Source organism: Enterobacter sp. CGMCC 5087, from assembly GCF_003144775.1.
Classification (GTDB): domain Bacteria; phylum Pseudomonadota; class Gammaproteobacteria; order Enterobacterales; family Enterobacteriaceae; genus Enterobacter; species Enterobacter cloacae_M.
Genome location: NZ_QFXN01000091.1, coordinates 18,290 through 39,123 on the forward strand (window position 1 = coordinate 18,290; position 20,834 = coordinate 39,123).

At 57.2% G+C, this 20,834-nt stretch carries 19 protein-coding genes; 9 read left to right on the forward strand and 10 right to left on the reverse strand.

Translation table 11 applies throughout. The features are described from left to right. The first annotated feature begins 2 nt into the window (after window positions 1–2). Window positions 3–344 (forward strand): RamA family antibiotic efflux transcriptional regulator, encoded by a 342-nt coding sequence (locus DEO48_RS08780; RefSeq protein ID WP_010428317.1) that lies wholly within the window; start codon window positions 3–5, stop codon window positions 342–344. A gap of 82 nt (window positions 345–426) precedes the next feature. On the opposite strand, the gene DEO48_RS08785 is transcribed toward DEO48_RS08780, so the two are convergent. Then, a complete protein-coding gene (locus DEO48_RS08785) occupies window positions 427–675 on the reverse strand; it encodes a DUF1158 domain-containing protein (protein WP_013097677.1) in 249 nt (82 codons plus the stop codon). 488 nt (window positions 676–1,163) lie between these two features. Here DEO48_RS08785 and DEO48_RS08790 point away from each other — a divergent pair, with 488 nt between their 5' ends. The 3 genes from DEO48_RS08790 to DEO48_RS08800 all read left to right on the forward strand — a co-directional run bounded on the left by DEO48_RS08790 (window position 1,164) and on the right by DEO48_RS08800 (window position 8,210). Continuing rightward, window positions 1,164–3,872, forward strand: coding sequence for a cation-transporting P-type ATPase (locus DEO48_RS08790; protein WP_109844930.1), 2,709 nt, complete (start codon window positions 1,164–1,166; stop codon window positions 3,870–3,872). A 108-nt stretch (window positions 3,873–3,980) separates the two neighbouring features. Continuing rightward, window positions 3,981–5,045 carry an efflux RND transporter periplasmic adaptor subunit gene (locus DEO48_RS08795; protein ID WP_109844931.1) on the forward strand — a complete coding sequence of 355 codons (1,065 nt, stop codon included), beginning with the start codon at window positions 3,981–3,983 and terminating at the stop codon, window positions 5,043–5,045. A 9-nt stretch (window positions 5,046–5,054) separates the two neighbouring features. After that, window positions 5,055–8,210, forward strand: a complete 3,156-nt coding sequence (locus tag DEO48_RS08800; protein ID WP_109844932.1) for an efflux RND transporter permease subunit — start codon at window positions 5,055–5,057, stop codon at window positions 8,208–8,210. Here the strand turns inward: DEO48_RS08800 and DEO48_RS08805 are convergent. After that, window positions 8,140–9,261 (reverse strand): YbdK family carboxylate-amine ligase, encoded by a 1,122-nt coding sequence (locus DEO48_RS08805; protein ID WP_109844933.1) that lies wholly within the window; start codon window positions 9,259–9,261, stop codon window positions 8,140–8,142. The genes DEO48_RS08800 and DEO48_RS08805 overlap by 71 nt on opposite strands. Before the next feature lie 105 nt (window positions 9,262–9,366). On the opposite strand from DEO48_RS08805, the gene DEO48_RS08810 reads away from it, so the two are divergent. After that, window positions 9,367–10,257 carry an oxidoreductase gene (locus tag DEO48_RS08810; RefSeq protein WP_109844934.1) on the forward strand — a complete coding sequence of 297 codons (891 nt, stop codon included), beginning with the start codon at window positions 9,367–9,369 and terminating at the stop codon, window positions 10,255–10,257. On the opposite strand, the gene DEO48_RS08815 is transcribed toward DEO48_RS08810, so the two are convergent. Next, a complete protein-coding gene (locus tag DEO48_RS08815) occupies window positions 10,254–11,048 on the reverse strand; it encodes a helix-turn-helix domain-containing protein (RefSeq protein WP_109844935.1) in 795 nt (264 codons plus the stop codon). The two genes, DEO48_RS08810 and DEO48_RS08815, sit on opposite strands and share 4 nt — an antisense overlap. Before the next feature lie 76 nt (window positions 11,049–11,124). Between DEO48_RS08815 and DEO48_RS08820 the strand changes: the two genes are divergently transcribed. Genes DEO48_RS08820 through DEO48_RS08830 form a run of 3 tightly spaced genes read left to right on the forward strand, consistent with a single transcriptional unit; the run spans window position 11,125 to window position 14,175 of the window. Then, complete coding sequence (locus DEO48_RS08820) at window positions 11,125–13,107, forward strand: FUSC family protein (protein WP_109844936.1); 1,983 nt, start codon at window positions 11,125–11,127, stop codon at window positions 13,105–13,107. Next, window positions 13,100–13,315 (forward strand): DUF1656 domain-containing protein, encoded by a 216-nt coding sequence (locus DEO48_RS08825; protein ID WP_109844937.1) that lies wholly within the window; start codon window positions 13,100–13,102, stop codon window positions 13,313–13,315. Before DEO48_RS08820 ends, DEO48_RS08825 begins: the two co-directional genes overlap by 8 nt. Further along, a complete protein-coding gene (locus tag DEO48_RS08830; RefSeq protein WP_109844938.1) occupies window positions 13,312–14,175 on the forward strand; it encodes an HlyD family secretion protein in 864 nt (287 codons plus the stop codon). Before DEO48_RS08825 ends, DEO48_RS08830 begins: the two co-directional genes overlap by 4 nt. A 16-nt stretch (window positions 14,176–14,191) precedes the next feature. Here DEO48_RS08830 and DEO48_RS08835 read toward each other — a convergent pair whose 3' ends face one another. The 4 genes from DEO48_RS08835 to DEO48_RS08850 all read right to left on the reverse strand — a co-directional run bounded on the left by DEO48_RS08835 (window position 14,192) and on the right by DEO48_RS08850 (window position 17,038). Further along, on the reverse strand, window positions 14,192–14,617 hold the full coding sequence (locus DEO48_RS08835) for a VOC family protein (RefSeq protein WP_059446519.1): 426 nt from the start codon (window positions 14,615–14,617) through the stop codon (window positions 14,192–14,194). Window position 14,618: 1 nt separating this feature from the next. Beyond that, window positions 14,619–15,212 (reverse strand): hypothetical protein, encoded by a 594-nt coding sequence (locus DEO48_RS08840; RefSeq protein ID WP_109844939.1) that lies wholly within the window; start codon window positions 15,210–15,212, stop codon window positions 14,619–14,621. Between the two features lie 129 nt (window positions 15,213–15,341). Further along, window positions 15,342–15,734 (reverse strand): Imm63 family immunity protein, encoded by a 393-nt coding sequence (locus DEO48_RS08845; RefSeq protein ID WP_109844940.1) that lies wholly within the window; start codon window positions 15,732–15,734, stop codon window positions 15,342–15,344. Window positions 15,735–16,144: 410 nt separating this feature from the next. Next, a complete protein-coding gene (locus DEO48_RS08850; protein WP_109844964.1) occupies window positions 16,145–17,038 on the reverse strand; it encodes a LysR family transcriptional regulator in 894 nt (297 codons plus the stop codon). A gap of 125 nt (window positions 17,039–17,163) precedes the next feature. On the opposite strand from DEO48_RS08850, the gene DEO48_RS08855 reads away from it, so the two are divergent. Then, window positions 17,164–17,736 carry a flavin reductase family protein gene (locus DEO48_RS08855; RefSeq protein ID WP_059446517.1) on the forward strand — a complete coding sequence of 191 codons (573 nt, stop codon included), beginning with the start codon at window positions 17,164–17,166 and terminating at the stop codon, window positions 17,734–17,736. A 220-nt stretch (window positions 17,737–17,956) separates the two neighbouring features. Here the strand turns inward: DEO48_RS08855 and DEO48_RS08860 are convergent, their stop codons facing one another. From DEO48_RS08860 to DEO48_RS08870, 3 genes are all read right to left on the reverse strand, one after another. Beyond that, window positions 17,957–18,736 carry a hypothetical protein gene (locus DEO48_RS08860; protein ID WP_059446478.1) on the reverse strand — a complete coding sequence of 260 codons (780 nt, stop codon included), beginning with the start codon at window positions 18,734–18,736 and terminating at the stop codon, window positions 17,957–17,959. Between the two features lie 292 nt (window positions 18,737–19,028). Next, window positions 19,029–19,484, reverse strand: a complete 456-nt coding sequence (locus DEO48_RS08865; RefSeq protein WP_059446477.1) for a hypothetical protein — start codon at window positions 19,482–19,484, stop codon at window positions 19,029–19,031. Between the two features lie 379 nt (window positions 19,485–19,863). After that, entirely contained in the window at window positions 19,864–20,739 is an 876-nt protein-coding gene (locus tag DEO48_RS08870; protein WP_109844941.1) for a LysR family transcriptional regulator, read from the reverse strand. Between the last annotated feature and the right edge of the window lie 95 nt (window positions 20,740–20,834).

A 20,834-nucleotide genomic window follows, 5' to 3' on the forward strand; every position in this document is an offset into this window, starting at 1 on the left:
GCATGACCATTTCCGCTCAAGTCATCGACACTATCGTCGAATGGATCGACGACAATCTGCACCAGCCGTTACGTATAGAAGAGATTGCCCGCCACGCGGGCTACTCGAAGTGGCACCTGCAGCGGTTGTTTATGCAGTACAAAGGCGAGAGCCTGGGGCGTTATATCCGTGAGCGCAAGCTGCTGCTGGCGGCGCGCGATCTGCGTGAATCCGACGCTCGGGTCTACGACATCTGCCTGCGTTACGGGTTTGACTCGCAGCAGACGTTTACCCGTATCTTCACCCGGACGTTCAACCAGCCGCCTGGTGCGTACCGCAAGGAGAACCACAGTCAGACGCACTGAGCTGTTTTCCGCCCCGGCGGGTCTGGAAAATTGCCATCACCGGCCGGGTAAGGCGAAGTCGCCACCCGGCTTTTTTATTGGCTTACGACGCCAGTGAAAACCAGCGGCGCCAGACGAAACGCAGGACGAAGAATTCGATGGCACCCAGCAGTAAAAACCACACGCAGAACAGAATGGTGTAAAGCTGGTTCAGATCGACCATGTGAAAGGTCTGAACCAGCTTCTGCGCCAGCACCAGACCCAGCGACGGCGCGGGTAACAGCAGGCAGGAGAGCAGGGCCAGCAATAAAATGCCGCCTGCCGTAAGCAGCGATTCTAACGGGTGTTTCATCGTAATGTTAATCGTCAGTTAAAAATGTCATTGTCCGGCATCCCGGAACGTAAAGCAATATAAACCCGTCCATCCGATTTCAGGAAAATAAACGCCGTTATCTGCGCGTTAATCGCAGAAATAAAATAATATTCTGCAGGCAATTAAATTAATATCGCGTTGTGTCAATAAATGTCTGCGTTACGAAAATAATTTTACAAATGTATAAGTGCTATAACCAATTAACGTGGCAATAACAATGGCTGCGACAATGTATAACGCCAGGCGTCGTCCGCGATAAATACCAAACATGGTTCCCCCTCGTTTAATGTTGGTTTAGAAATATTTTGTAAAAATTAGGTCATCGAAATAGTTTTAAGCAGTTTTGAATAACCGATAAGTCATTATATTGCGGTAGATCAATTTTACCCGCAAGACTTTAAAATGAATTTATTTATGCCCGAAAGGAATTCAGGCTTCTTTTCACCGGATATTGAAGGAAAAATACGATGACCGAGAAAAAATTATCCCCAAACGTGCCGCCTTCCGGCGGGCTGGCATATCAGCAGACCACAGAGCAGGTGCTTGCTCACATGAAGAGCCAGGCCAGCGGTCTGGATCGTGCAGAGGCGCAGGCGCGTCTGCAAAAACATGGCCCCAATGCGCTGCCGGAGAAAAAAGGCAAACCTGCCTGGCTGCGTTTTTTGGCCCATTTTAATGATGTGCTGATTTATGTCCTGCTGGCCGCCGCCGTATTAACGGCAATCATGGGCCACTGGGTGGATACGCTGGTTATTCTGGGCGTGGCGGTAATCAATGCCTTAATTGGCCATATTCAGGAAAGCAACGCGGAAAAATCCCTGAAGAGTATTCGCAATATGCTCTCCAGCGAGGCGCGCGTTATTCGTAACGGCACTCACGAAACTATACCTACAACTGAAATAGTTCCGGGCGATATTATTGTCTTACGCGCCGGAGATCGTATTCCGGCGGATATGCGTTTAATCGAAGCGCATAATTTACGCGTGGAAGAGGCGATTCTGACCGGTGAATCCACCGTGGTGGATAAACACGTTAATCCGCTGAGCGGTGAACTGCCGCTGGGCGACCGCACCAATATGGTCTTCTCCGGGACGACCGTAAGCGCGGGCGGCGGCGTAGGCGTGGTCACCGCGACCGGTAAGGATACGGAGCTTGGCCACATCAACCAGATGATGGCGGGCATCGAAAAGCACCGCACGCCGCTGCTGGTGCAGATGGACAAGCTGGGTAAAGCGATCTTCGCCATTATCCTGGCGATGATGGCCGCGCTGTTTGTCTTCAGCCTGGCGTTCCGCGAGATCCCGATGGGCGAGCTGCTGCTCTCCCTGATTAGCCTGGCGGTGGCCTCCGTGCCGGAAGGCCTGCCGGCGATTATCTCCATCATCCTCTCCCTGGGCGTGCAGGCGATGGCGCGCAAGCGGGCAATTATCCGCAAGCTGCCGACGGTTGAAACCCTGGGCGCGATGACCGTGGTCTGCTCGGATAAAACCGGCACCCTGACCATGAACGAGATGACGGTCAAAGCCATTATCACCGCTGACGCCTGCTACCGCGTGGACGGCAACAGCTACGAGCCGGTAGGCAATATCTACCTGGAAGGCAGCGATGAGCCGGTCCACATCCAGCCGGGCACTGTGCTGGAACAGTACCTGCGCACCATCGACCTGTGTAACGACAGCCAGCTGATCCAGGACGAGCGCGGCCTGTGGGGCATCACCGGTGGGCCGACCGAGGGCGCGCTGAAGGTGCTGGCGGCGAAGGCCAGCCTTGAGCCGGTCATGACCACGCTGGTTAACAAGATCCCGTTCGACTCGCAGTACAAGTACATGAGCACCCACTATCAGATTGGCGGTGAGGAGCAGATCCTGATCACCGGCGCGCCGGACGTCATTTTCGCCCTGTGTGCCGAGCAGCAGACCCGCAACGGTGCGGAAGCCTTCAACCGCGCGTACTGGGAAAGCGAGATGGATCGCTATGCGCGTCAGGGGCTGCGCATGGTCGCCGCGGCGTTCAAGCCGGCTAACGGCGAGCAGACGCTGACGCACGACGACCTGAGCCACGGCCTGATCTTCCTGGGCATCGCCGGGATGATGGATCCGCCGCGTCCGGAAGCCATTGATGCGATTAACGCCTGCCAGCAGGCGGGGATCCGCGTGAAGATGATCACCGGGGATCACCCGCAGACGGCGATGAGCATCGGCCAGATGCTGGGGATCACCAACAGCGAGCAGGCGGTCACCGGCTACGAGCTGGAGAAAATGGACGACGCCGCGCTGGCGGAAGCGGCGGTGAAGTATGACATCTTTGCCCGTACCAGCCCGGAGCATAAGCTGCGCCTGGTGAAAGCGCTGCAGGACAAAGGCGAAATCGTCGGCATGACCGGTGACGGCGTGAACGATGCCCCGGCGCTGCGTCAGGCTGACGTCGGCATCGCGATGGGCATCAAGGGCACGGAAGTGACCAAAGAGGCGGCGGACATGGTCCTGACGGACGATAACTTCGCCACCATCGCCAGCGCGGTGAAAGAGGGGCGTCGCGTTTACGACAACCTGAAGAAGACCATCCTGTTCATCATGCCGACCAACCTCGCGCAGGGTCTGCTGATTGTGATTGCGCTGCTGGCGGGGAACATCATTCCGCTGACGCCGGTGCTGATCCTGTGGATGAACATGGCCACCTCCGCCACGCTCTCCTTCGGCCTGGCCTTCGAAGCCGCCGAGCGCAATATCATGCGTCGTCCGCCGCGTCAGACCGGGCAGCACGTGATGGACGCCTACGCCGTATGGCGCGTGGCCTTCGTCGGCACCATGATTGCCATCGCCGCCTTTGCGCTGGAAGCCTGGCTGGCCCCGCGCGGCCACAGCGCGGAGTTCATCCGCACCGTGCTGCTGCAGATGCTGGTCTGCGCCCAGTGGGTGTACATGATTAACTGCCGCAACACCGAAGGGTTCTCCCTGAACCGCGGCCTGCTGGCGAACAAAGGGATCTGGCTGGTGACGGGCGTGCTGTTCCTGCTCCAGGCGGCGATTATCTACCTGCCGTTTATGCAGATGTTGTTCGGCACCGAAGCCCTGCCGCTGCGCTACTGGTTTGTGACTCTGGCGGTGGCGGGCGTGATGTTCTTCGTCGTCGAAATCGAGAAGCGACTGACCCGCAGGTTCCGTCAGGCTGCATAACCTTTTGCCCTCACCCTAACCCTCTCCCACAGGGAGAGGGGACTCTGACCTCCCTCTCCCTGTGGGAGAGGGCCGGGGTGAGGGGAGAAACAACGCTGAGGTACTCCCATGAAACTCCCACTCCTGTTCGCACTTCTCGCCTGCACCCTGCAACCCGTATTCGCCGCCGCCATCCCCGTTCGCGTCGCCACCGTGGAGCAGACCGCCCACGCCGCCGAGCGCCAGATCCCGGGCCACATCGAAGCTATTCACACCGTTGAGCTGCGCGCGCGTACCGAAGGCGCGATCGCCAAAATCCACTTCCGCGACGGGCAGTACGTGAAAAAAGGCGACCTGCTGTTTGAGCTGGACGACGCCGAGCCGCGCGCCGCCCTGCGCCTGGCGCAGGCCGAGGTAAGAAGCGCCGAAGCCACGCTGCGCCAGGCGCAGCAGCAGCTTTCCCGCTTTGAAAGCCTGGGCAGCAGCAACGCCATCAGCCGTCACGACGTGGACAACGCCCGCATGCAGCGGGACGTGGCGAGCGCCGCGCTGGAGCAGGCAAAAGCCCGGCTCGAAACCCGTAATGTCACCCTGAACTACACCCGCATCACCTCACCGATTGACGGTCGCGTAGGGCACAGCCGGTTCCACGTCGGCAGCCTGGTCAACCCTGCCAGCGGCGTGCTGGTGGAGGTGGTGCAGCTCGATCCCATCCGCATCGCCTTTGCTCTGGAAGAGGGCGCATTTGCCACCAAAGCCGGACAGCATGCGGATATCAGCGCCATGAAGCAGGCCTGGCAGGCGTTCATTGACAGCAACGGCCAGCGCGTCAGCGGCGAGCTCACCTCAGTGGACAACCGCATCGATCCGCGCACCGCCAGCGTGATGCTGCGCGCCGAGTTTGCCAACCCGCGCCACCAGCTGTTGCCCGGCGGCAGCGTGAACGTGACGCTGCGCCCGGCCAGCGAGCTGCCGGTTCTGACCCTACCCGCTGCGGCGGTCCAGCAGAACGGCGACGGGTTCTTTGCCTGGGTGGTTAACGCCGACGGCAAAGCCGAAATGCGGCCGCTGAAGGTCGCCGGACAGATCGGCCAGCAGTTCCGGATTACCTCCGGCGTGAAGTCCGGTGAGCGAGCGATTACTGACGGTGCGCAGCGCGTGCAGCCCGGCGCTGCTGTCCAGATACTGAATTAAGGAGCCATCATGCTGACGTTTTTCATCAAACGCCCGCGCTTCGCGATGGTGATTGCGCTGGTCATCACCCTGCTGGGGGCCATTGCGCTGAGGATTATCCCGGTGGAGCAGTACCCGCAGATCGCGCCGCCGGTAGTGAATGTGTCTGCCAGCTGGCCGGGCGCCAGCTCGGCTGACGTGGCGGAGGCCATCGCCACGCCGCTGGAGACCCAGCTGAACGGCGTGGATCACATGCTCTACATGGAGTCCACCAGCTCGGACGAAGGCACTTACAGCCTGAACATCACCTTCGCGGCGGGTACCGATCCGGACCTCGCCGCCATCGACGTGCAGAACCGCGTGGCGCAGGCCGTGGCGCAGCTCCCGACCGAAGCGCAGCAAAACGGCGTGCAGGTGCGCAAGCGCGCCACCAACCTGATGATGGGGGTGAGTCTTTACTCACCGAACAACACCCATACGCCGCTGTTCGTCAGCAACTACGCCAGCACCCAGGTGCGCGAGGCGCTGTCTCGCCTGCCGGGCGTCGGGCAGGTGCAGATGTTTGGCGCGCGCGACTACAGCATGCGCATCTGGCTGCGCCCGGACCGCATGAACGCCCTGAACGTCACCACCGACGACGTGGCGCAGGCGCTGCGCGAGCAGAACGTGCAGGGGGCGGCAGGCCAGGTCGGTACGCCGCCGGTGTTTAACGGCCAGCAGCAGACCCTGACCATCAACGGCCTGGGACGCTTAAGCCAGGCCGAAGACTTTGCCGACATCATCATCCGCGCGGGCGAGATGGGCCAGCTGGTGCGCCTGAAGGACGTCGCCACCATCGAGCTCGGCTCGCGCAGCTACAGCTCCGGCGCGCAGCTGAACGGACACGACTCCGCCTACCTCGGCATCTACCCGACGCCGTCCGCCAACGCCCTGCGCGTGGCCGGCGCGGTGCGCGCGGAGCTGGATCGCCTCTCGACGCGCTTCCCGGACGACCTGGTCTACGAGGTGAAATTCGACACCACCTCATTTGTTGCGGCCACGATTAAAGAGATCGGCGTCTCGCTGGCGCTCACCCTGCTGGCGGTGGTGGTCGTGGTGTCCCTGTTCCTGCAAAGCTGGCGCGCGACGCTGATTGTCGCGCTCGCCATTCCGGTATCGCTGGTGGGCACCTTCGCTGTGCTCTACACGCTCGGCTACTCCGCCAACACGCTCAGCCTGTTTGCCATTATTCTGGCGCTGACCATGGTGGTGGATGACGCCATCGTGGTGGTGGAGAGCGTCGAAACGCTGATGGCGGAAGGGCAGAGCCGCACGGCGGCGACCGCGCTGGCGCTGCGCCAGATCGCCGGGCCGGTCATCGCCACGACGCTGGTGCTGCTGGCGGTGTTTGTGCCGGTAGCGCTCCTGCCGGGGATCGTCGGCGAGCTGTACCGCCAGTTTGCGGTGACGCTTTCCACTGCGGTGACGCTCTCAAGCCTGGTGGCGCTGACCCTCACCCCTGCGCTCTGTGCCCTGCTGCTGCGCCCGCGCCCGGCGCAGCCCGCGGCAATTTTCCGTGGGTTCAACCGGGGGCTGGAGGCCACGCGTGGCGTCTACACCCGCATCGTGACTATCTTCAACCTTCGCCCGTGGCTGGCGCTGCTGGCCACCGCAGGCGCGGCGGCCGTGGTGGCGTTCAGCTTTACGTCGATGCCTAAAAGCTTCCTGCCGCAGGAGGATCAGGGCTACTTCTTTGCCAGCGTTCAGCTGCCGGAGGCGGCCTCGCTGGAGCGCACCGAAGCGGTGATGAACACGGCACGCGAACTCATCGCTAAAAATCCGGCGGTTGAAGACGTGATTCAGGTCTCCGGATTTAACATTCTCAACGGCACCAGCGCCTCCAACGGCGGGTTTATCTCCATCATGCTCAAAGACTGGAGCGAGCGTCCGCCGCTGGATGAGGTGATGGGTACCCTGCAGCGCCAGCTGCTGGCCCTGCCGGAAGCGACCATCATGACCTTCGCGCCGCCGACGCTGCCGGGGCTGGGCAACGCCTCCGGCTTCGACCTGCGCATACAGGCGCAGGCGGGGCAGAGCCCGGCAGAGCTGGAGCGCGTGACGCGTGAAGTGCTGGCGAAAGCCAGCCAGCATCCGCAGCTGAGCCGCGTGTTCACCACCTGGAGCAGCAACGTGCCGCAGCTGACGCTGACCGTTGACCGCGAGCGCGCCGCGCGCCTCGACGTGCCGGTGTCGCGCATCTTCAGCAGCCTGCAAACTGCCTTTGGCGGCACGCGCGCCGGGGATTTCAGCGTCAACAACCGCGTCTACCACGTAGTGATGCAGAACGAGATGCAGTGGCGCGAGCGCGCCGAGCAGATCGGCGAGCTGTTCGTGCGCAGCAACAGCGGCGAGCGGGTGCGCCTGAGCAATCTCGTCACCATTACGCCGACCGTCGGCGCGCCGTTCCTGCAGCAGTACAACCAGTTCCCGTCCGTGTCGGTGAGCGGCTCGGCGGCGGAAGGAGTGAGCAGCAGCACCGCGATGGCGGCGATGGGCGAGATTCTGACGGAAAACTTGCCAGCCGGGTACGACTATGCCTGGAGCGGCATGTCGTATCAGGAGCAGCAGACCGGCAATCAGGCGATATGGATTGTGCTGGCGGCGGTGGTGATGGCGTGGCTGTTCCTCGTTGCCCAGTACGAGAGCTGGACGCTCCCGGCGAGCGTGATGCTCTCGGTGCTGTTCGCCATCGGCGGGGCGCTGGTCTGGCTGTGGTTGGCGGGCTACGCCAACGACGTGTACGTGCAGATTGGTCTGGTGCTATTGATAGCCCTTGCCGCCAAGAACGCGATCCTGATCGTGGAGTTCGCCCGCGCGCGGCGCATGGACGGAATGGCGATTGTCGATGCCGCGCGGGAAGGGGCATCGCGCCGCTTCCGCGCGGTGATGATGACCGCCGTGTCGTTCATTATCGGCGTATTGCCCATGATGCTGGCGACCGGGGCGGGTGCCCAGAGCCGCCGCATCATCGGCACCACGGTGTTCAGCGGCATGCTGGTGGCGACCGTGGTGGGGATTGTGTTTATCCCCGCGCTGTTCGTGCTGTTCCAGCGCCTGCGCGAGTGGGGCCACGGACTTACGGACTCGTCGCCCACAGCTCGCAGTGCTTCTGAACCAGAGAAATCAGCGAGCCACCGTCGGCGATAAACTCCCGCATGCGCTGCGCCTCGCTCTTGCCCTGCTTTAACAGCAGGGCAATTTCATTGACTGCGCTCGTTGCGCCGAGCTTCTCGGCCGACGGCGCAACCTGCTCCAGCAGCCACGAAATGTCTTCCGCCACGGTTTTGTGCTCGCCGGTGTGCACGTCCGTCAGGATCCCTTCCAACCCGTAGCGACAGGCCTGAAAACGGTTAAAGCGGTACAGCAGAAAATCTTTTTCCTGGTGCTTATACGGCCGCGCGGTCAGCAGCCAGTGGGACGTCGCCTGGATCAGCCCGGCGATGTTAATCGCGTGGCCGAGCGTCAGCGGCGTATCCATCACCCGCACCTCGACGGTGCCGAAGTGCGGGCTGGGGCGGATGTCCCAGTGCAGATCCTTAATGCTGTCGATCATGCTGGTGGAACTCAGGCGGCGGAACAGCCCCTCGAACTCTTGCCAGCTGTTGACCCACGGCATCTGGCCATTATCCGGAAATCCCGAGAAGATGTTGAGCCGCGACGAGGAGAACTTCGTGTCCGTGCCCTGCATATACGGCGAGGCGGCCGCCAGGGCGATAAAGTGCGGCACGAATCGCGACAGGCCGTGCAGCAGGTAAATCGCGTCGTCCCCGGCCCGGCAGCCGACGTGCACGTGCTGGCCGAACACCGTCGCCTGCAAAATCAGGTAGCCAAAGCGCTCCAGCGTGACGTTATAGCGCTCGTCGTCGCACACCTCCTGTCGCTGCCACTTCTGGAACGGGTGCGTCCCGCCGCCGCAGATCTGGATATGCTGCTCCGCCGCCGCGCGCAGGATGCTCTGCTGCATCACCGAGAACTGCGCCGCCGCCTGGTCGATGTTCTGGCATACGCCGGTGGCGATTTCGAGCATGCTTTCGGTGATATCGTGTTTGACCTCGCCGCCTTTGATGTCGTCTTTGACGGCGGCGATGAGCGCGGAGGAGTCCTGGCTCAGATCGTAACCCGGCGGGTTAACCACCTGTAGTTCGAGTTCGATGCCGAGGGTGAAAGGTTCAGAGGACTTAAAATCGGGTAAAGGCATGGCGCACTCCGTTGTCTGTTGTGTGTTGAGTATAGACAACGACGTGGCGCTCACTTTTCAGGATGGTATAACTGTTAGCAGGCTTAGCGAAAAGGGGAGTTAACCATGTCTGAAAATCCAGTGATTGCGCTGATAGGTCCCGGTGCGATTGGGACCACCATTGCCGCAGTGCTGCATGACGCCGGGCGCACGCCGCTGCTGTGCGGGCGCACCGCGCATCCGGAATTACGCCTGCGCCATGACGAGGGGGAAACGGTGGTGCCCGGTCCGGTATTAACCGATCCGGCCGTCATCACGCGCCCCGTCGATCTCGTTTTTGTGGCGGTAAAAACGACGCAAAATGCCGACAGCGCCGGGTGGCTGCGGGCCCTGTGCGATGAACACACCGTGGTCTGCGCGCTGCAAAACGGCGTGGAGCAAAAAGCCCAGCTTGAGCCGTGGGTAAACGGCGCGACGGTGCTGCCGTCGGTGGTGTGGTTCCCGGCCCAGCGCGAGCCGGATGCCTCCGTCTGGCTGCGGGCGAAGCCGCGCCTGACGCTGCCGGACGTGCCGCAGGCGCAGCGGGTGGTGGAGGCGCTTCGCGGTACGCGCTGCGCGGTTGAGCTCTCGGCAGATTTCGCCACCGTCGCCTGGCGCAAGCTTCTGCAAAACGCGGTCGCCGGGCTGATGGTGCTTTCCAACCGCCGCGCCGGGATGTTCAGGCGCGAGGATATCAGCGAGCTTGCGCTGGCCTACCTGCGCGAGGGGCTTGCCGTTGCCCGCGCCGAAGGGGCGAAGCTGGACGATGCAGTGGCGCAGGAGATCCTGGCGAACTTCCAGCGTGCGCCTGAGGACCTGGGCACCTCGATCCAGGCCGACCGTCAGGCCGATCGCCCGATGGAGTGGGATATCCGCAACGGCGTGATCCAGCGCTACGGCCTCAAACACGGTATTGCGGTGCCCATCAGCGACGTGGTGGTGCCGCTGCTGGCGGCGGGGAGCGAGGGGCCGGGCTAACGGCCGCTGTTTTTCCGTTCGGCAAAGTAGTGGGCGGGCGTGCTGCCCATCGCTTTTCGGAACATGGTGATAAACGCATTCACGGATTCGTACCCGAGCGTTGTCGCCACGTTCTGGACGGGCACGCCGCTTGCCAGCTCCCGCAGGGCAATAATCAAATGCAGCTGCTGGCGCCATCGCCCGAAGCTCAGCCCGGTTTCGCGCTGCATCAGGCGGGCAAACGAGCGCTCGCTGAGGGCGAGCCGTTTCGCCCACTCCTTCAGGGTGCTTCTGTCCTCAGGGCGGCTGACCAGCGCGTCCGCCATGGCGCGAATTTTCGGATCGGTTGAGACCGGCAGGCTTAGCTTCTGCTGCGGCATGCTGGCGAGCTCGTCAAGCGTGACCCGGGTCAGCCTGGCGACGTGGCCGTCGGCGGGATAATCCACGCTTTCGCGCGTCAGACGATCGACCAGCTCCTTAATCAGCGGCGAGATCGCCAGCGTGCAGCATTTTTCCGGCAGCGCCGCCGCGCCGGGCTCAATAAACAGATAGTTGAGATGCGCGTTCCAGGTTGCTTTGGCGCTGTGCGGGATCCCGCCTGGGATCCAGACGGCGCAGTCCGGCGGCACAATCCAGATATCATTCTCCGCGTAACAGCTGACCGCACCGTATCGGGCAATAATCAGCTGCCCCTTGCGGTGGGTATGCACCGGCACTTCCGCGGCGTAATCCACGAAGTCCAGATGACGCGCCACCGCCGGGCTGGTGGTAGAGTCGGGGTCATACAGCGTAGTAGCAGGTTGAGGCTTCACGATTATGGCAACATTTAGGTATTTTTTGACAGAATAGAGTATTTAAGCGGGTCTGCAAGCCGGTAATAATCCCGGCATGAAAAACATCCTATCTCATCCCGTTCGTCTCCCCGCCGCGCTGCGAAACGATGCGGGCGCGCTGATCTATTCCGCGAAGAGTTTTGCCGCGGCGATGCTGGCTTATTACCTCGCGCTGTCGATCGGTCTTGAGCGTCCCTCGTGGGCCATTATTACGGTTTACATCGTGTCGCAGACGTCGGTCGGGGCATCGCTGAGCAGAAGCCTCTACCGGCTGGCCGGTACCGTGGCGGGTGCCAGCGCGACCGTTGTGATTGTGCCTGCCTTCGCGAATACGCCAGTCCTGTGCAGCGTGGTGCTGACGGGCTGGATCGTATTCTGCCTGTGGCTATCCCTGCTGGAACGCACGCCCCGGGCGTACGCCTTTGTGCTGGCGGGCTACACCGCGAGCCTGATTGGTTTTCCGGCGGTGTCCGATCCCGGCAGCATTTTTAACGTCGCCATCGTCCGCGTGCAGGAGATCGCGATTGGGATTTTCTGCGCCGCGCTGATTCACCGCTACGTGCTGCCCGCGCGGGTATCGGGCCAGTTCAACGCTAAATTATCCCAGACGCTACAGGCCGCGCGCGCGCGGGTGGCGGATACCTTAGCAGGCAAACCCGACGCGGCTTCCGGCCCACTGCATCTGGCCCTGGCGCTGCAGTTCCTGCAGGGCATAAGCCACCATATTCCCTATGATTTTGCCCTCTCAGCCCCGGTGCGGCAGGCCAGAAAAGCGATCCACGACCGGCTGGCGCGGCTGGTTATCGTCAACTGTGAACTGCGCGATCGCCTGCCAGCGAGCGGAACCCTGCCCGCCGACGTGCAGGCATTGCTGGGCGACGTTCAGGCCTGGCTGGCCGCTGAAGGCGCTGATGCCAGCAGTACGGCAGAGTCGCTGCGGCTCCGCTGTGCGCTTCTCATCGATCGGTATGCCGCGCAGGCGCAGACGTTTGACGACGCGCTGCAGGTCAGCTTTATCCGCTACCTCTCGGAGGCGGTCGCGCTTCTGCAGCAGTGCGAACGTCTTTCCGGGGCCATCCACCATGCAAAACCCGTATTTGGGGAGATGCAAACCCGCGCGGCGAAAGGCTACGTTTTCCATCGCGATCCTCTTACCGCCGCCCGCACGGCGATGGGGGCTTTCGCCATCATCCTGAGCGGCTGTCTGGTCTGGATCTTCTCAGCGTGGCCGGATGGCGGTACGGCGGTGTCTATTCTGGGCGTCTGCTGCACGCTGTTTGGCAGCTTCGATACCCCGGCGCCGCACATCGTGAAATACATCATTGGCTCGTTCTGGGGCGTGGTCATTAGCCTGTTCTACAGCTTTGCGCTGCTGCCGCTGGTGAGTGATTTCCCGGTGCTGGTGGCGGTGCTTGCCCCGGCGTATCTGCTGGCCGGGTCGCTTCAGGCGCGCCCGCCCACCACGTTTATGGCGATGGGGATCACCCTGACGCTGCCCATTTTGTGCGAGCTGGGGGCTCACTACACCGGAGACTTCGCCGTTGCGGCTAACACCGCTATCGCGCTCTTTGCCGCGACCGGTTTTGCCGTCATCAGCATGAGCCTGCTGCAAACCGTGCAGGCGGATGGCGCCATCACGCGTCTGCTGAACCTCTGCCAGCGCGACATTCGGCGCAGCGTGAAGGGCACGCTGCGGGTTGATGAAACGCACTGGATCAACCTGATGATGGACCGAACCGCCCTGTTGCTGCCGCGCCTGCAGCGCAGCGCGCGCGCGCCGGAGCAGGCGCTCAATCGGCTATTACACGCGCTGCGTCTGGGGCTGTCGGTCATGCATTTACGCCGCAGTGACGCGCCGCCCGGCAGGGAGGTTGACGCGCTTTTTCATCGGATAAACGCCGCGGACCGCCACGCCTTGCGCGAACGCATCGCTGCCCTTATCGAACGCAATCTGCCTGCGGCAGATGAGCATACGCGCCAGTTGGTCTTCAGGCTGGTGGATCTGCACTGTGCATTACGGGGGCCAGACCATGGTTAACGATCTCAATATCGGCGGGGTTTTTATTCCGGGGCTGCTGATGGTCGCCCTCGCGGCGCTGGTCTGCACGCTTAGCCTCGTCGCGCTTTTCTCGCTCAGCAGGCTCTACCGGCGCTTGCCGTTTCGCCCGCTGATGGATGTTTCAACCTGGATTGTCACCTTTTTCCTGCTGATGCAGGGTCTGACCGCGTTGGGGTTATTGTCATGAAATCACTGCTCTCTGTACTGGCTCGCTATGCGCTGACCTTAAGCGCGACTGTGGCGGCTACGCTTCTGGCCTTTATGATGTGGAAACACTACGCGCAAACGCCGTGGACCCGCGACGGCCGCATGCGGGCGGACGTGGTGCAGATTGCGCCGGACGTCTCCGGGCCGGTCATCAGCGTAGCCGTGCGGGACAACCAGTGGGTGAACCGGGGCGATGTGCTTTACACCATCGATCCGCGCTGGCTTAAGCTGGCGGTGGTCAGCGCGCAGGCTGATGTGGAATCGAAACGCCATGAGATGCTGATGCGCCAGGACGCGGCCCATCGCCGCACGCTGATTAAAAACGCCATCTCGAGCGAGGATTTGCAGCAAACCGGCAGCGCGGCGAACGTCGCGGCGGCCAATTATCACGGCGCGCTGGCCGCGCTGGATCTGGCAGAGCTGAATCTGGCGCACGCCACCGTGCGCGCGCCGGTTTCGGGGTACGTCACGCACCTGCGGCTTCGCCCCGGAGACTACGCGACGGCGGGGGAGACGAAGGTCGCCATCGTCGATGCGCACAGCTTCTGGGTGGTGGGGTACTTTGAGGAGACCAAGCTGCGCCATATTCGCGTCGGGGATGCCGCGCAGGTTGTGCTGATGGGATACGAGCCGGTCATCGCGGGGCACGTGGAAAGCATTGGGCATGGGATCGGGGACAGCAACGACGAGACGGGCGGGCTGGGTCTGCCCGACGTCGAGCCCACCTTCAGCTGGGTGCGGCTGGCGCAGCGCGTACCGGTGCGCATTCATATCGACAGGTTGCCGGAGGGCGTTGAGCTGGTGGCAGGGCTGTCGGCGAGCGTGGCGGTGGGGCGGTAGATAAGGATTGAAGCGACTATTCCTCGCCTACAAAATTATCGGCTTCAGGAGAGTAATGCTGATAAACGCATGCGAGCTTATGCCCGTCAGGATCGCGCAGATAGGCAACATAAAAGTCGGGGCCGTACGCTCTTCGCTTACCAGGCTCGCCTTCTTCCGTTCCTCCCGCAAGGAGGCCAGCTGCATGGAACCGTCTGACAAGATCCGCGTTATCTGCCCTGAATGCGAACATTGTCCCGTTTCCCGCCGTCGCGGGCTGCTGGTCAAAAGGAGGACAAATACAGAAGCTGAACCCCTCGCCGGGATTATTTTCATCTCCCCACATTGCCCAGCTTTCAGTCCAGGCCTGCAGACGCGAGTAGCCGAGAACGTTAAAAACTGCGTCATAAAAATTCACGGAGCGCTGAAAGTCGTTTGTACCTACTGTGATATAAGCCAGCATCTTATGACTCCCGTCCTTCAATATTCGATTTAACAGCTTTCAGCGTCCTTTTACGGATCCAGCCGCTACCCGCTCGTATTATCAGCCAGTAAGCCGACATTTTTAGCCGAGTGCGTCTGTCAGGACAAAAGATGAATGTTTCCGTAGAGAGCTCATACTTGCCTGGCGCCAGCTCCATTATCTTGTAGCGCAGCAACAGTTTCACGCTGCCCGGCGCGGCTGGGGTCTGAAAAGCACTGGCATCCGGCACGTTTTCCAGACCGAAATCCGAACGCCAGAATTGTCCTCTTAAGCCGTAACAGATTTCTGATGCTGAATTTTTCAAAAGGGTAAAACTGTGCAAACCAAAGTTGCCGATCGACTGTGGCTTCTGGTTGCGCAGTAATTTTTGCGGTATTTGACGCAATGACATTAACCGCCGAATCACGGCATCTTGCCGGACGTCAAAGCTGGCAATCATTGGCAGAATATTTTCAGGGCGGCTAGTGTGAATGACCGTTAGGTGTTTCTCATGAAACTGGAACTGGGGGAGAAAAGCGGGAACTTCCTGCCACTGAGCAAGCGCTTTACGGGTAACGAATCCAGGGTTTAGCATCTCTCTTCCTTGTCATCCCTTGCGTCCTGCCAGAGTAACAGATGGTGTGTCGCAGGCAATTACCAGGAAAAGAGAGGGCAACAGGGAAGTAAGTGTAACGAGCCGGTTGGGTTAATAACGTTCGCTTATTCACGAATGGAGAAGCTCAGCGATTTCTTTGCGCTTTCTTGTTGCCCATTCAGGTTTGATAGAGAGCATTAAACTATATTGCCTTCTAAAATAAACCTCTCTAAATTCTCGTTCAGATGAATGGCTGGCTGCATAGGTTGAGGCCAGCCCCGCCACGGCACTCTCCACAAACCAATACAGAATTTCATCGTCACTGAGCGTTACTTTTCTCTGTATTTCAAGGCCTCTTTCACTGACGATAAAATGAAATTCTTTGCCATGAATTTCAAGATAGGGAGTTGCAGCCCCATCGGGTTGGTCAGGGATAAAGAAGTAATGGTTTGGCCTTGTCCCTCCGCCTAACTGCTCACCTATTTTTAGAAACTCGTTTCGTAGTTCTTCAATGGTTTTCATAAACAGCTCTTTGTTTTTGTATGTAAACGACTCATTACCGCGGATTGGTTACAAAGCGCCTGCTCTCGATCACTTCCCCACAAACGCACTCACCGGCAAACCAAAACGTTTCGCCAACGCACGCATATGAAGCTCCGGAGATTCGTTCACGCGAATGCTTGATTAGGAAATTCTCTGGTTGCCACATTGAAAGACGCTCTTAAGACTATGTGCATCCTTGCCCCTTGTTTCCGGGCTGGAAACATTATAGGTGTGATTGGTGGGTAGACAATGTGGCAACATTTGCGAAGTGCAGTTTTCATATGCTCGTGATGCCGGCACTCATTTAATGAGTGCGAACACTGTATGAGGTGACTGTGAATGATATGTCCGATTTGTGCCAGAAGCGGACGTTGAGGAGAGTGTTATTTTTATGCGAAATATCTGCGTAATATTTTTTCTAATAGAGAGAAAACGACCGCCACCCTTTTGGGCGTAATCAGTTGGTAAGGCCGGTATAAATAAAACTGCCACTTCTCCTGCCGCAGTTCTGGCAGTGGGGGAACAAGTTGACCGCTTGCTAAGTATTCCCTACAAATAAAATCGCTGGATTGTACAACCGTTTTCCCGGCCAAAGCGGCCTGAATTTCGGCGTAGGGGTCTGTAGTATAAAACTCGATATGACGAGGGACAAAAGTATTCGCTGCGTCACTCATAAACTCAAATGATTTCCCCGTCTCAGGATTAATTAAGCCGCTAAATGGATAACGCTGTCGAAGATCTTCTAAATCAGTTGGTGCACCCAGGCGTGCAATGAGTTCAGGGGATGCGACAAAAACATGTTCAACTAGCCCGATATTTTTAATGATAAAATTTGGATTAGGTTCTCTCCCTACGCGTATGCCTATATCGATACGATGCTCGATAGTATCAAGTTTCATCATATCTAAACGCCAGTCGATAAATAATTCAGGATATGGACGTAGTGCAGTCAATAGTTCATACAAGATTTGTTCATGATTTGGGAATCGAAGTAATGTGATACGTACAATACCTCTCATTTCATTATCATCTTTCGCTGTCTGAAATAATTTTTCAGAATCTTCAAGCAGTCGCTTCGCTTGGGGTAAAAATAGCTCGCCGAAAGTGGTAAGAAAGATCGAGCGAGTATTGCGTTTGAAAAGAGGTTCACCAAGCTGTTTCTCCAACTCAGCGACTGTTCGGGTTACTACTGATGGTGAAACCGACAGCTTTATGGCTGCTTCGCGGAAGTTCAGGGTTTCAGAGGCAATGATAAAAAACTTTAGAGCATCAAGTTTGTTCATGATTGTTGTGAAAATTGCAATAATGTATTTTGATAATAGCAATTAATTTGCAACTATTCCAGTCATATAATCGAACAATCAAATAAGCAACCTCTCTTACTTTTCAGAATTCAAAAGAGTAAATTATGTCAATTCAACCAGTAGAATTAAACAAAGCCTATCGTTTATTGCAGGTCGGGCCAACGACGATGATATCGGCTAAAAATGATGGCATTGCAAATGTCATGGCAGCGGCCTGGGTAGGATTAGTAGGCAATAACAAAGTGATGGCTTTTATTGGCCCACAGGCATTTACTCGCGGGCTTGTAGAAAAAAGCGGATATTATGTTGTCCAGATCCCAGTGGTAAATCAGATGGAAATGGTTTTATATGCTGGAGGCCACAGTTATTCTGATACCCCCAATAAAAACAGTAAAATTCCACAGTTTTATCAGAAAGAGTTTGATCTGCCTTTAGTTGAAGGTTGCGCTGGCTGGCTAGTCTGTAAGGTCATACCCAATGAAGAAAATGAAAAGCAGCACAACTTGTTCATGGGGGAAATTGTCGGAGCATGGAGTGATGACCGCGTTTTCAGGAATGGGCACTGGATTTTTGATGATGCGCCTGATGAATTACGTACTGTCCATTACGTAGCGGGCGGACAGTTTTACGCCATTGGTAAAGGTACAAAATTCAATTATGGTCCGGGAAAAGATTAATCCTTATTTCTGTATAAATGTGCCATATAACATAGCTACATAGAGGAAGTAGCATAAAAAATAATCTACTTAAGATGTCCGCTGTTCGCTCACAGCGGATCTTCAGCTCAGTCAGATCGTTCGCTTCGTGCCAGAAGCGGATATTACCTAATACATTGGTAACCTTCTCAGATTAACACGTTCTACATAGTTAGCGTCGCATCTGATGAGTTATAATGTTTTAAAATATCCAACTGATAAATCCACCCGAATACTTCTCACTAATTTGGATTGCAAAAAGATCATGAAGACTTAGAAATAAATCATTATCTTCTTTAAAAATTAACTCCTCATACTCTGCCATTATCAAACTATGCTGCGTTGTTAGTTTAGATATGTTATCCATTTCACTGGCAAGCATGGATTTTTTTGCATTGGTGGATAGATCCATAGCAATAAATTTCCGCATCAATGGCATTAGTTGATTAGGGTCTATGTTTTTTGTATTTTCCTTGGCTTTTTTTTGTCTTTCTGAATAGATAGTGTTAATCGCAATTGTATAATTTTTCGCTAAGCTCCTAAACTCTGGATATGAACCAGTAACTAATGCAAGTTCTTCGTACTTGAGGAATAAATCGGCCTTGCATTTTTTTACTGTCATTTCAAGCTCTTCAACTCCTTTTTTTAACTCTGCATTTGCTTTAATAATAGACATTGGGAGAGCTTCATAATGTTGGCCTAATTTTGAATCAGGAGTCTTTGTCATATGTACTATTTCATTAGACATGAGCTGATAAGAACCAGATAACTCTCCATACTTTAGGAATAGTTCATTATGTGAAGATGAGCAAGAACTTTGTAATTCCATCATTGGCCTGAAGTAATCCTTTATAAGCTCCTCCTGAAGACCTTGATCTTTTTTGTAACTCTCTAGAATCCCAGCAAAAAGAAACGACCCTAAAGATATAGAGATTATGGCAATTAGTAATTGACTAAGAAATGATTGTGCTCCATTACCCATGAATTATCCTTAAAACATAATACTGAAAAAAGTGGTGCCTGATAAGGGAAAACGACGGATCGGAAACAAACTTAACTGATGGGTTAGCCATAGTCCAGAACCTTATTTAAACACTTAGTATGACTGTATGCATCTTAGAAATTCGTGCCAGTAACATTTGAAGCCTCATAATTCATTTAAATCGAGGTCAGTTACTCGCTCTTAACGGACATTCATCAAGCAACGTTGTTCTTTGCATAAGACCGAAATCTTACTTCTTACTCAGCAGCATTCCGGCCTCCTGCTACTTAACTCAGTGCGCCGTGATATACGGCTCCTTCACAAACTCCGCCAGCAACCAGACCATATCATGCAGCAGCCCGGTGAGTTCTTTTTCCACGCTCGCAGGCAGCGTCCCGCCCATCACCGACAGCGTTAACGCCACGGCATAGTCCACCTGTAGCGTCGTCTCCTGCCAGCAATCCGGCACACATGAATTTATCTTTTCACCCGCAATCAGCTGTTCAACCAGATACGCTGGAAGTTCAGCATCACAGCATTCCCGCAGCCGCTTAAGCGCAGCCAGCAATCGCTTGCAGAGTGTGGCAAACGTCACCGTATCGTCAGTGTCCACCAGCACGCTAACATACGCAGTGCATGCGTCAGCCAACTCAAAGAGATCAGCAGAATCGGGAAGTTGCAGGTGAAGAAGGTGATGAACAGCACTTTCCTCAGAAAGCGCGTAAGACAGGGAAGGGATAGTTGTCATGTGATTTTCCTTTTTAAACATTCTCCAGACCACCACATAAGTTCCTACGCTCATGGGTGGTAGCGCTGACGGAGGTAGGAATACCGCACATGACATAACGGCCAACCTTTCGGTTGCTCCGCCAGCGCGACCGTATTTTAACGGGATGAGCGCCGTCTCGACAAAAATAATTGCCGTGTCATGTTGTGCGGGTTCCTACGCCCGGTTACGGATGTGCCGCAACGCAGGCACTTTACGACCGTGAGGAAGGGATGAAAAGGGATGCCCCTGAATTACATAAGTTTGCTTGCAGGTTTGCGAGGCGGCTTCCAGAAGGGCATTGCCGGGTGGCGGCTACGCCTTACCCGGCCTACAAACCAGCAGCGCTGCGCCGTCACCCCTAGCTCATCATCGTCAAAAACCGCTTCACCGTTCGCGAACGTTCAAAACGTCGCCAGCAGAGCGCGATATCGGTATAGAGCTCCGGCGAACTCAGCGCGTGATAGGTGACATTCGGCGGTGAAATGGCCGCCATGGATTTCGGTACCAGCGCGAAGCCGCCGCCCGCGGAAACCATGCTCAGGGAGGAGGACAGCTGCGACGACTGCAGCGCGTGCTGCACGTCAATCCCGGCCCGCTCGCAGCAGCCGTTAACCCGTTCGTACAGCCCCGGCGCGACCTCCTGCGGGAACAGCACCACCGGTGTATCCCGAAGCTGCTCTAACGCCAGCGAATCACCCGCCGCCAGCGGATGCTCGCGATGCAGCGCCACCACCATCGGCTCCCGGTCGAGGATTTTTAACTCGAACGCCTTGCTGCTCTCGCACGGCAGGCGCACGAAGGCGATATCCAGTTCACCCTCCGCCAGCATCGTCGTCAGCGACGACATATTGGCTTCCACCTGATGAACCTGCACCGCCATGTTCTGCACCTGAAACTGGCGGATCAGCGCGAAAATTTTGGGATGAAATGCGTCGGAGCTGGTAATGCCAATCGACAGGTTGCCGTTCAGCCCGCGCGCGATGCCGCGGGCTTTTTCCAGCGCGGCATCGCTCAGCGCCAGAATTTTGCAGGCGTCCTCGTAGAAGGCTTCTCCCGCCTCGGTCAGCTCCACGCCCCGCGTCAGGCGTCTGAACAGCGGCGTGCCAACTTCCTCTTCGAGCCGTTTGATCTGCTGACTCAGAGGAGGCTGTGAAATACCCAGCGCTTCGGCCGCCCTGGTGAAGTGTCGCTCGCGTGCAACCGCGACAAAATACCGCAGATAACGAAGTTCCATATCTAAAACGTCTCAAACCAGCATGGTTTCTATATTGGAACTCTCTGCTGAATCGGGTCAACATTTATTTAACCTTTCTAAATAAAGTTGAAGAG

Coding starts and splice junctions, on each gene's coding strand:
- DEO48_RS08830 (WP_109844938.1), top strand. CDS start 13,312: ATGAAATCACTGCTCTCTGTACTGGCTCGCTATGCGCTGACCTTAAGC.
- DEO48_RS08785 (WP_013097677.1), bottom strand. CDS start 675: ATGAAACACCCGTTAGAATCGCTGCTTACGGCAGGCGGCATTTTATTG.
- DEO48_RS08865 (WP_059446477.1), bottom strand. CDS start 19,484: ATGACAACTATCCCTTCCCTGTCTTACGCGCTTTCTGAGGAAAGTGCT.
- DEO48_RS08795 (WP_109844931.1), top strand. CDS start 3,981: ATGAAACTCCCACTCCTGTTCGCACTTCTCGCCTGCACCCTGCAACCC.
- DEO48_RS08805 (WP_109844933.1), bottom strand. CDS start 9,261: ATGCCTTTACCCGATTTTAAGTCCTCTGAACCTTTCACCCTCGGCATC.
- DEO48_RS08870 (WP_109844941.1), bottom strand. CDS start 20,739: ATGGAACTTCGTTATCTGCGGTATTTTGTCGCGGTTGCACGCGAGCGA.
- DEO48_RS08790 (WP_109844930.1), top strand. CDS start 1,164: ATGACCGAGAAAAAATTATCCCCAAACGTGCCGCCTTCCGGCGGGCTG.
- DEO48_RS08780 (WP_010428317.1), top strand. CDS start 3: ATGACCATTTCCGCTCAAGTCATCGACACTATCGTCGAATGGATCGAC.
- DEO48_RS08850 (WP_109844964.1), bottom strand. CDS start 17,038: ATGAACAAACTTGATGCTCTAAAGTTTTTTATCATTGCCTCTGAAACC.
- DEO48_RS08820 (WP_109844936.1), top strand. CDS start 11,125: ATGAAAAACATCCTATCTCATCCCGTTCGTCTCCCCGCCGCGCTGCGA.
- DEO48_RS08810 (WP_109844934.1), top strand. CDS start 9,367: ATGTCTGAAAATCCAGTGATTGCGCTGATAGGTCCCGGTGCGATTGGG.
- DEO48_RS08825 (WP_109844937.1), top strand. CDS start 13,100: ATGGTTAACGATCTCAATATCGGCGGGGTTTTTATTCCGGGGCTGCTG.
- DEO48_RS08840 (WP_109844939.1), bottom strand. CDS start 15,212: ATGCTAAACCCTGGATTCGTTACCCGTAAAGCGCTTGCTCAGTGGCAG.
- DEO48_RS08800 (WP_109844932.1), top strand. CDS start 5,055: ATGCTGACGTTTTTCATCAAACGCCCGCGCTTCGCGATGGTGATTGCG.
- DEO48_RS08855 (WP_059446517.1), top strand. CDS start 17,164: ATGTCAATTCAACCAGTAGAATTAAACAAAGCCTATCGTTTATTGCAG.
- DEO48_RS08860 (WP_059446478.1), bottom strand. CDS start 18,736: ATGGGTAATGGAGCACAATCATTTCTTAGTCAATTACTAATTGCCATA.
- DEO48_RS08835 (WP_059446519.1), bottom strand. CDS start 14,617: ATGCTGGCTTATATCACAGTAGGTACAAACGACTTTCAGCGCTCCGTG.
- DEO48_RS08845 (WP_109844940.1), bottom strand. CDS start 15,734: ATGAAAACCATTGAAGAACTACGAAACGAGTTTCTAAAAATAGGTGAG.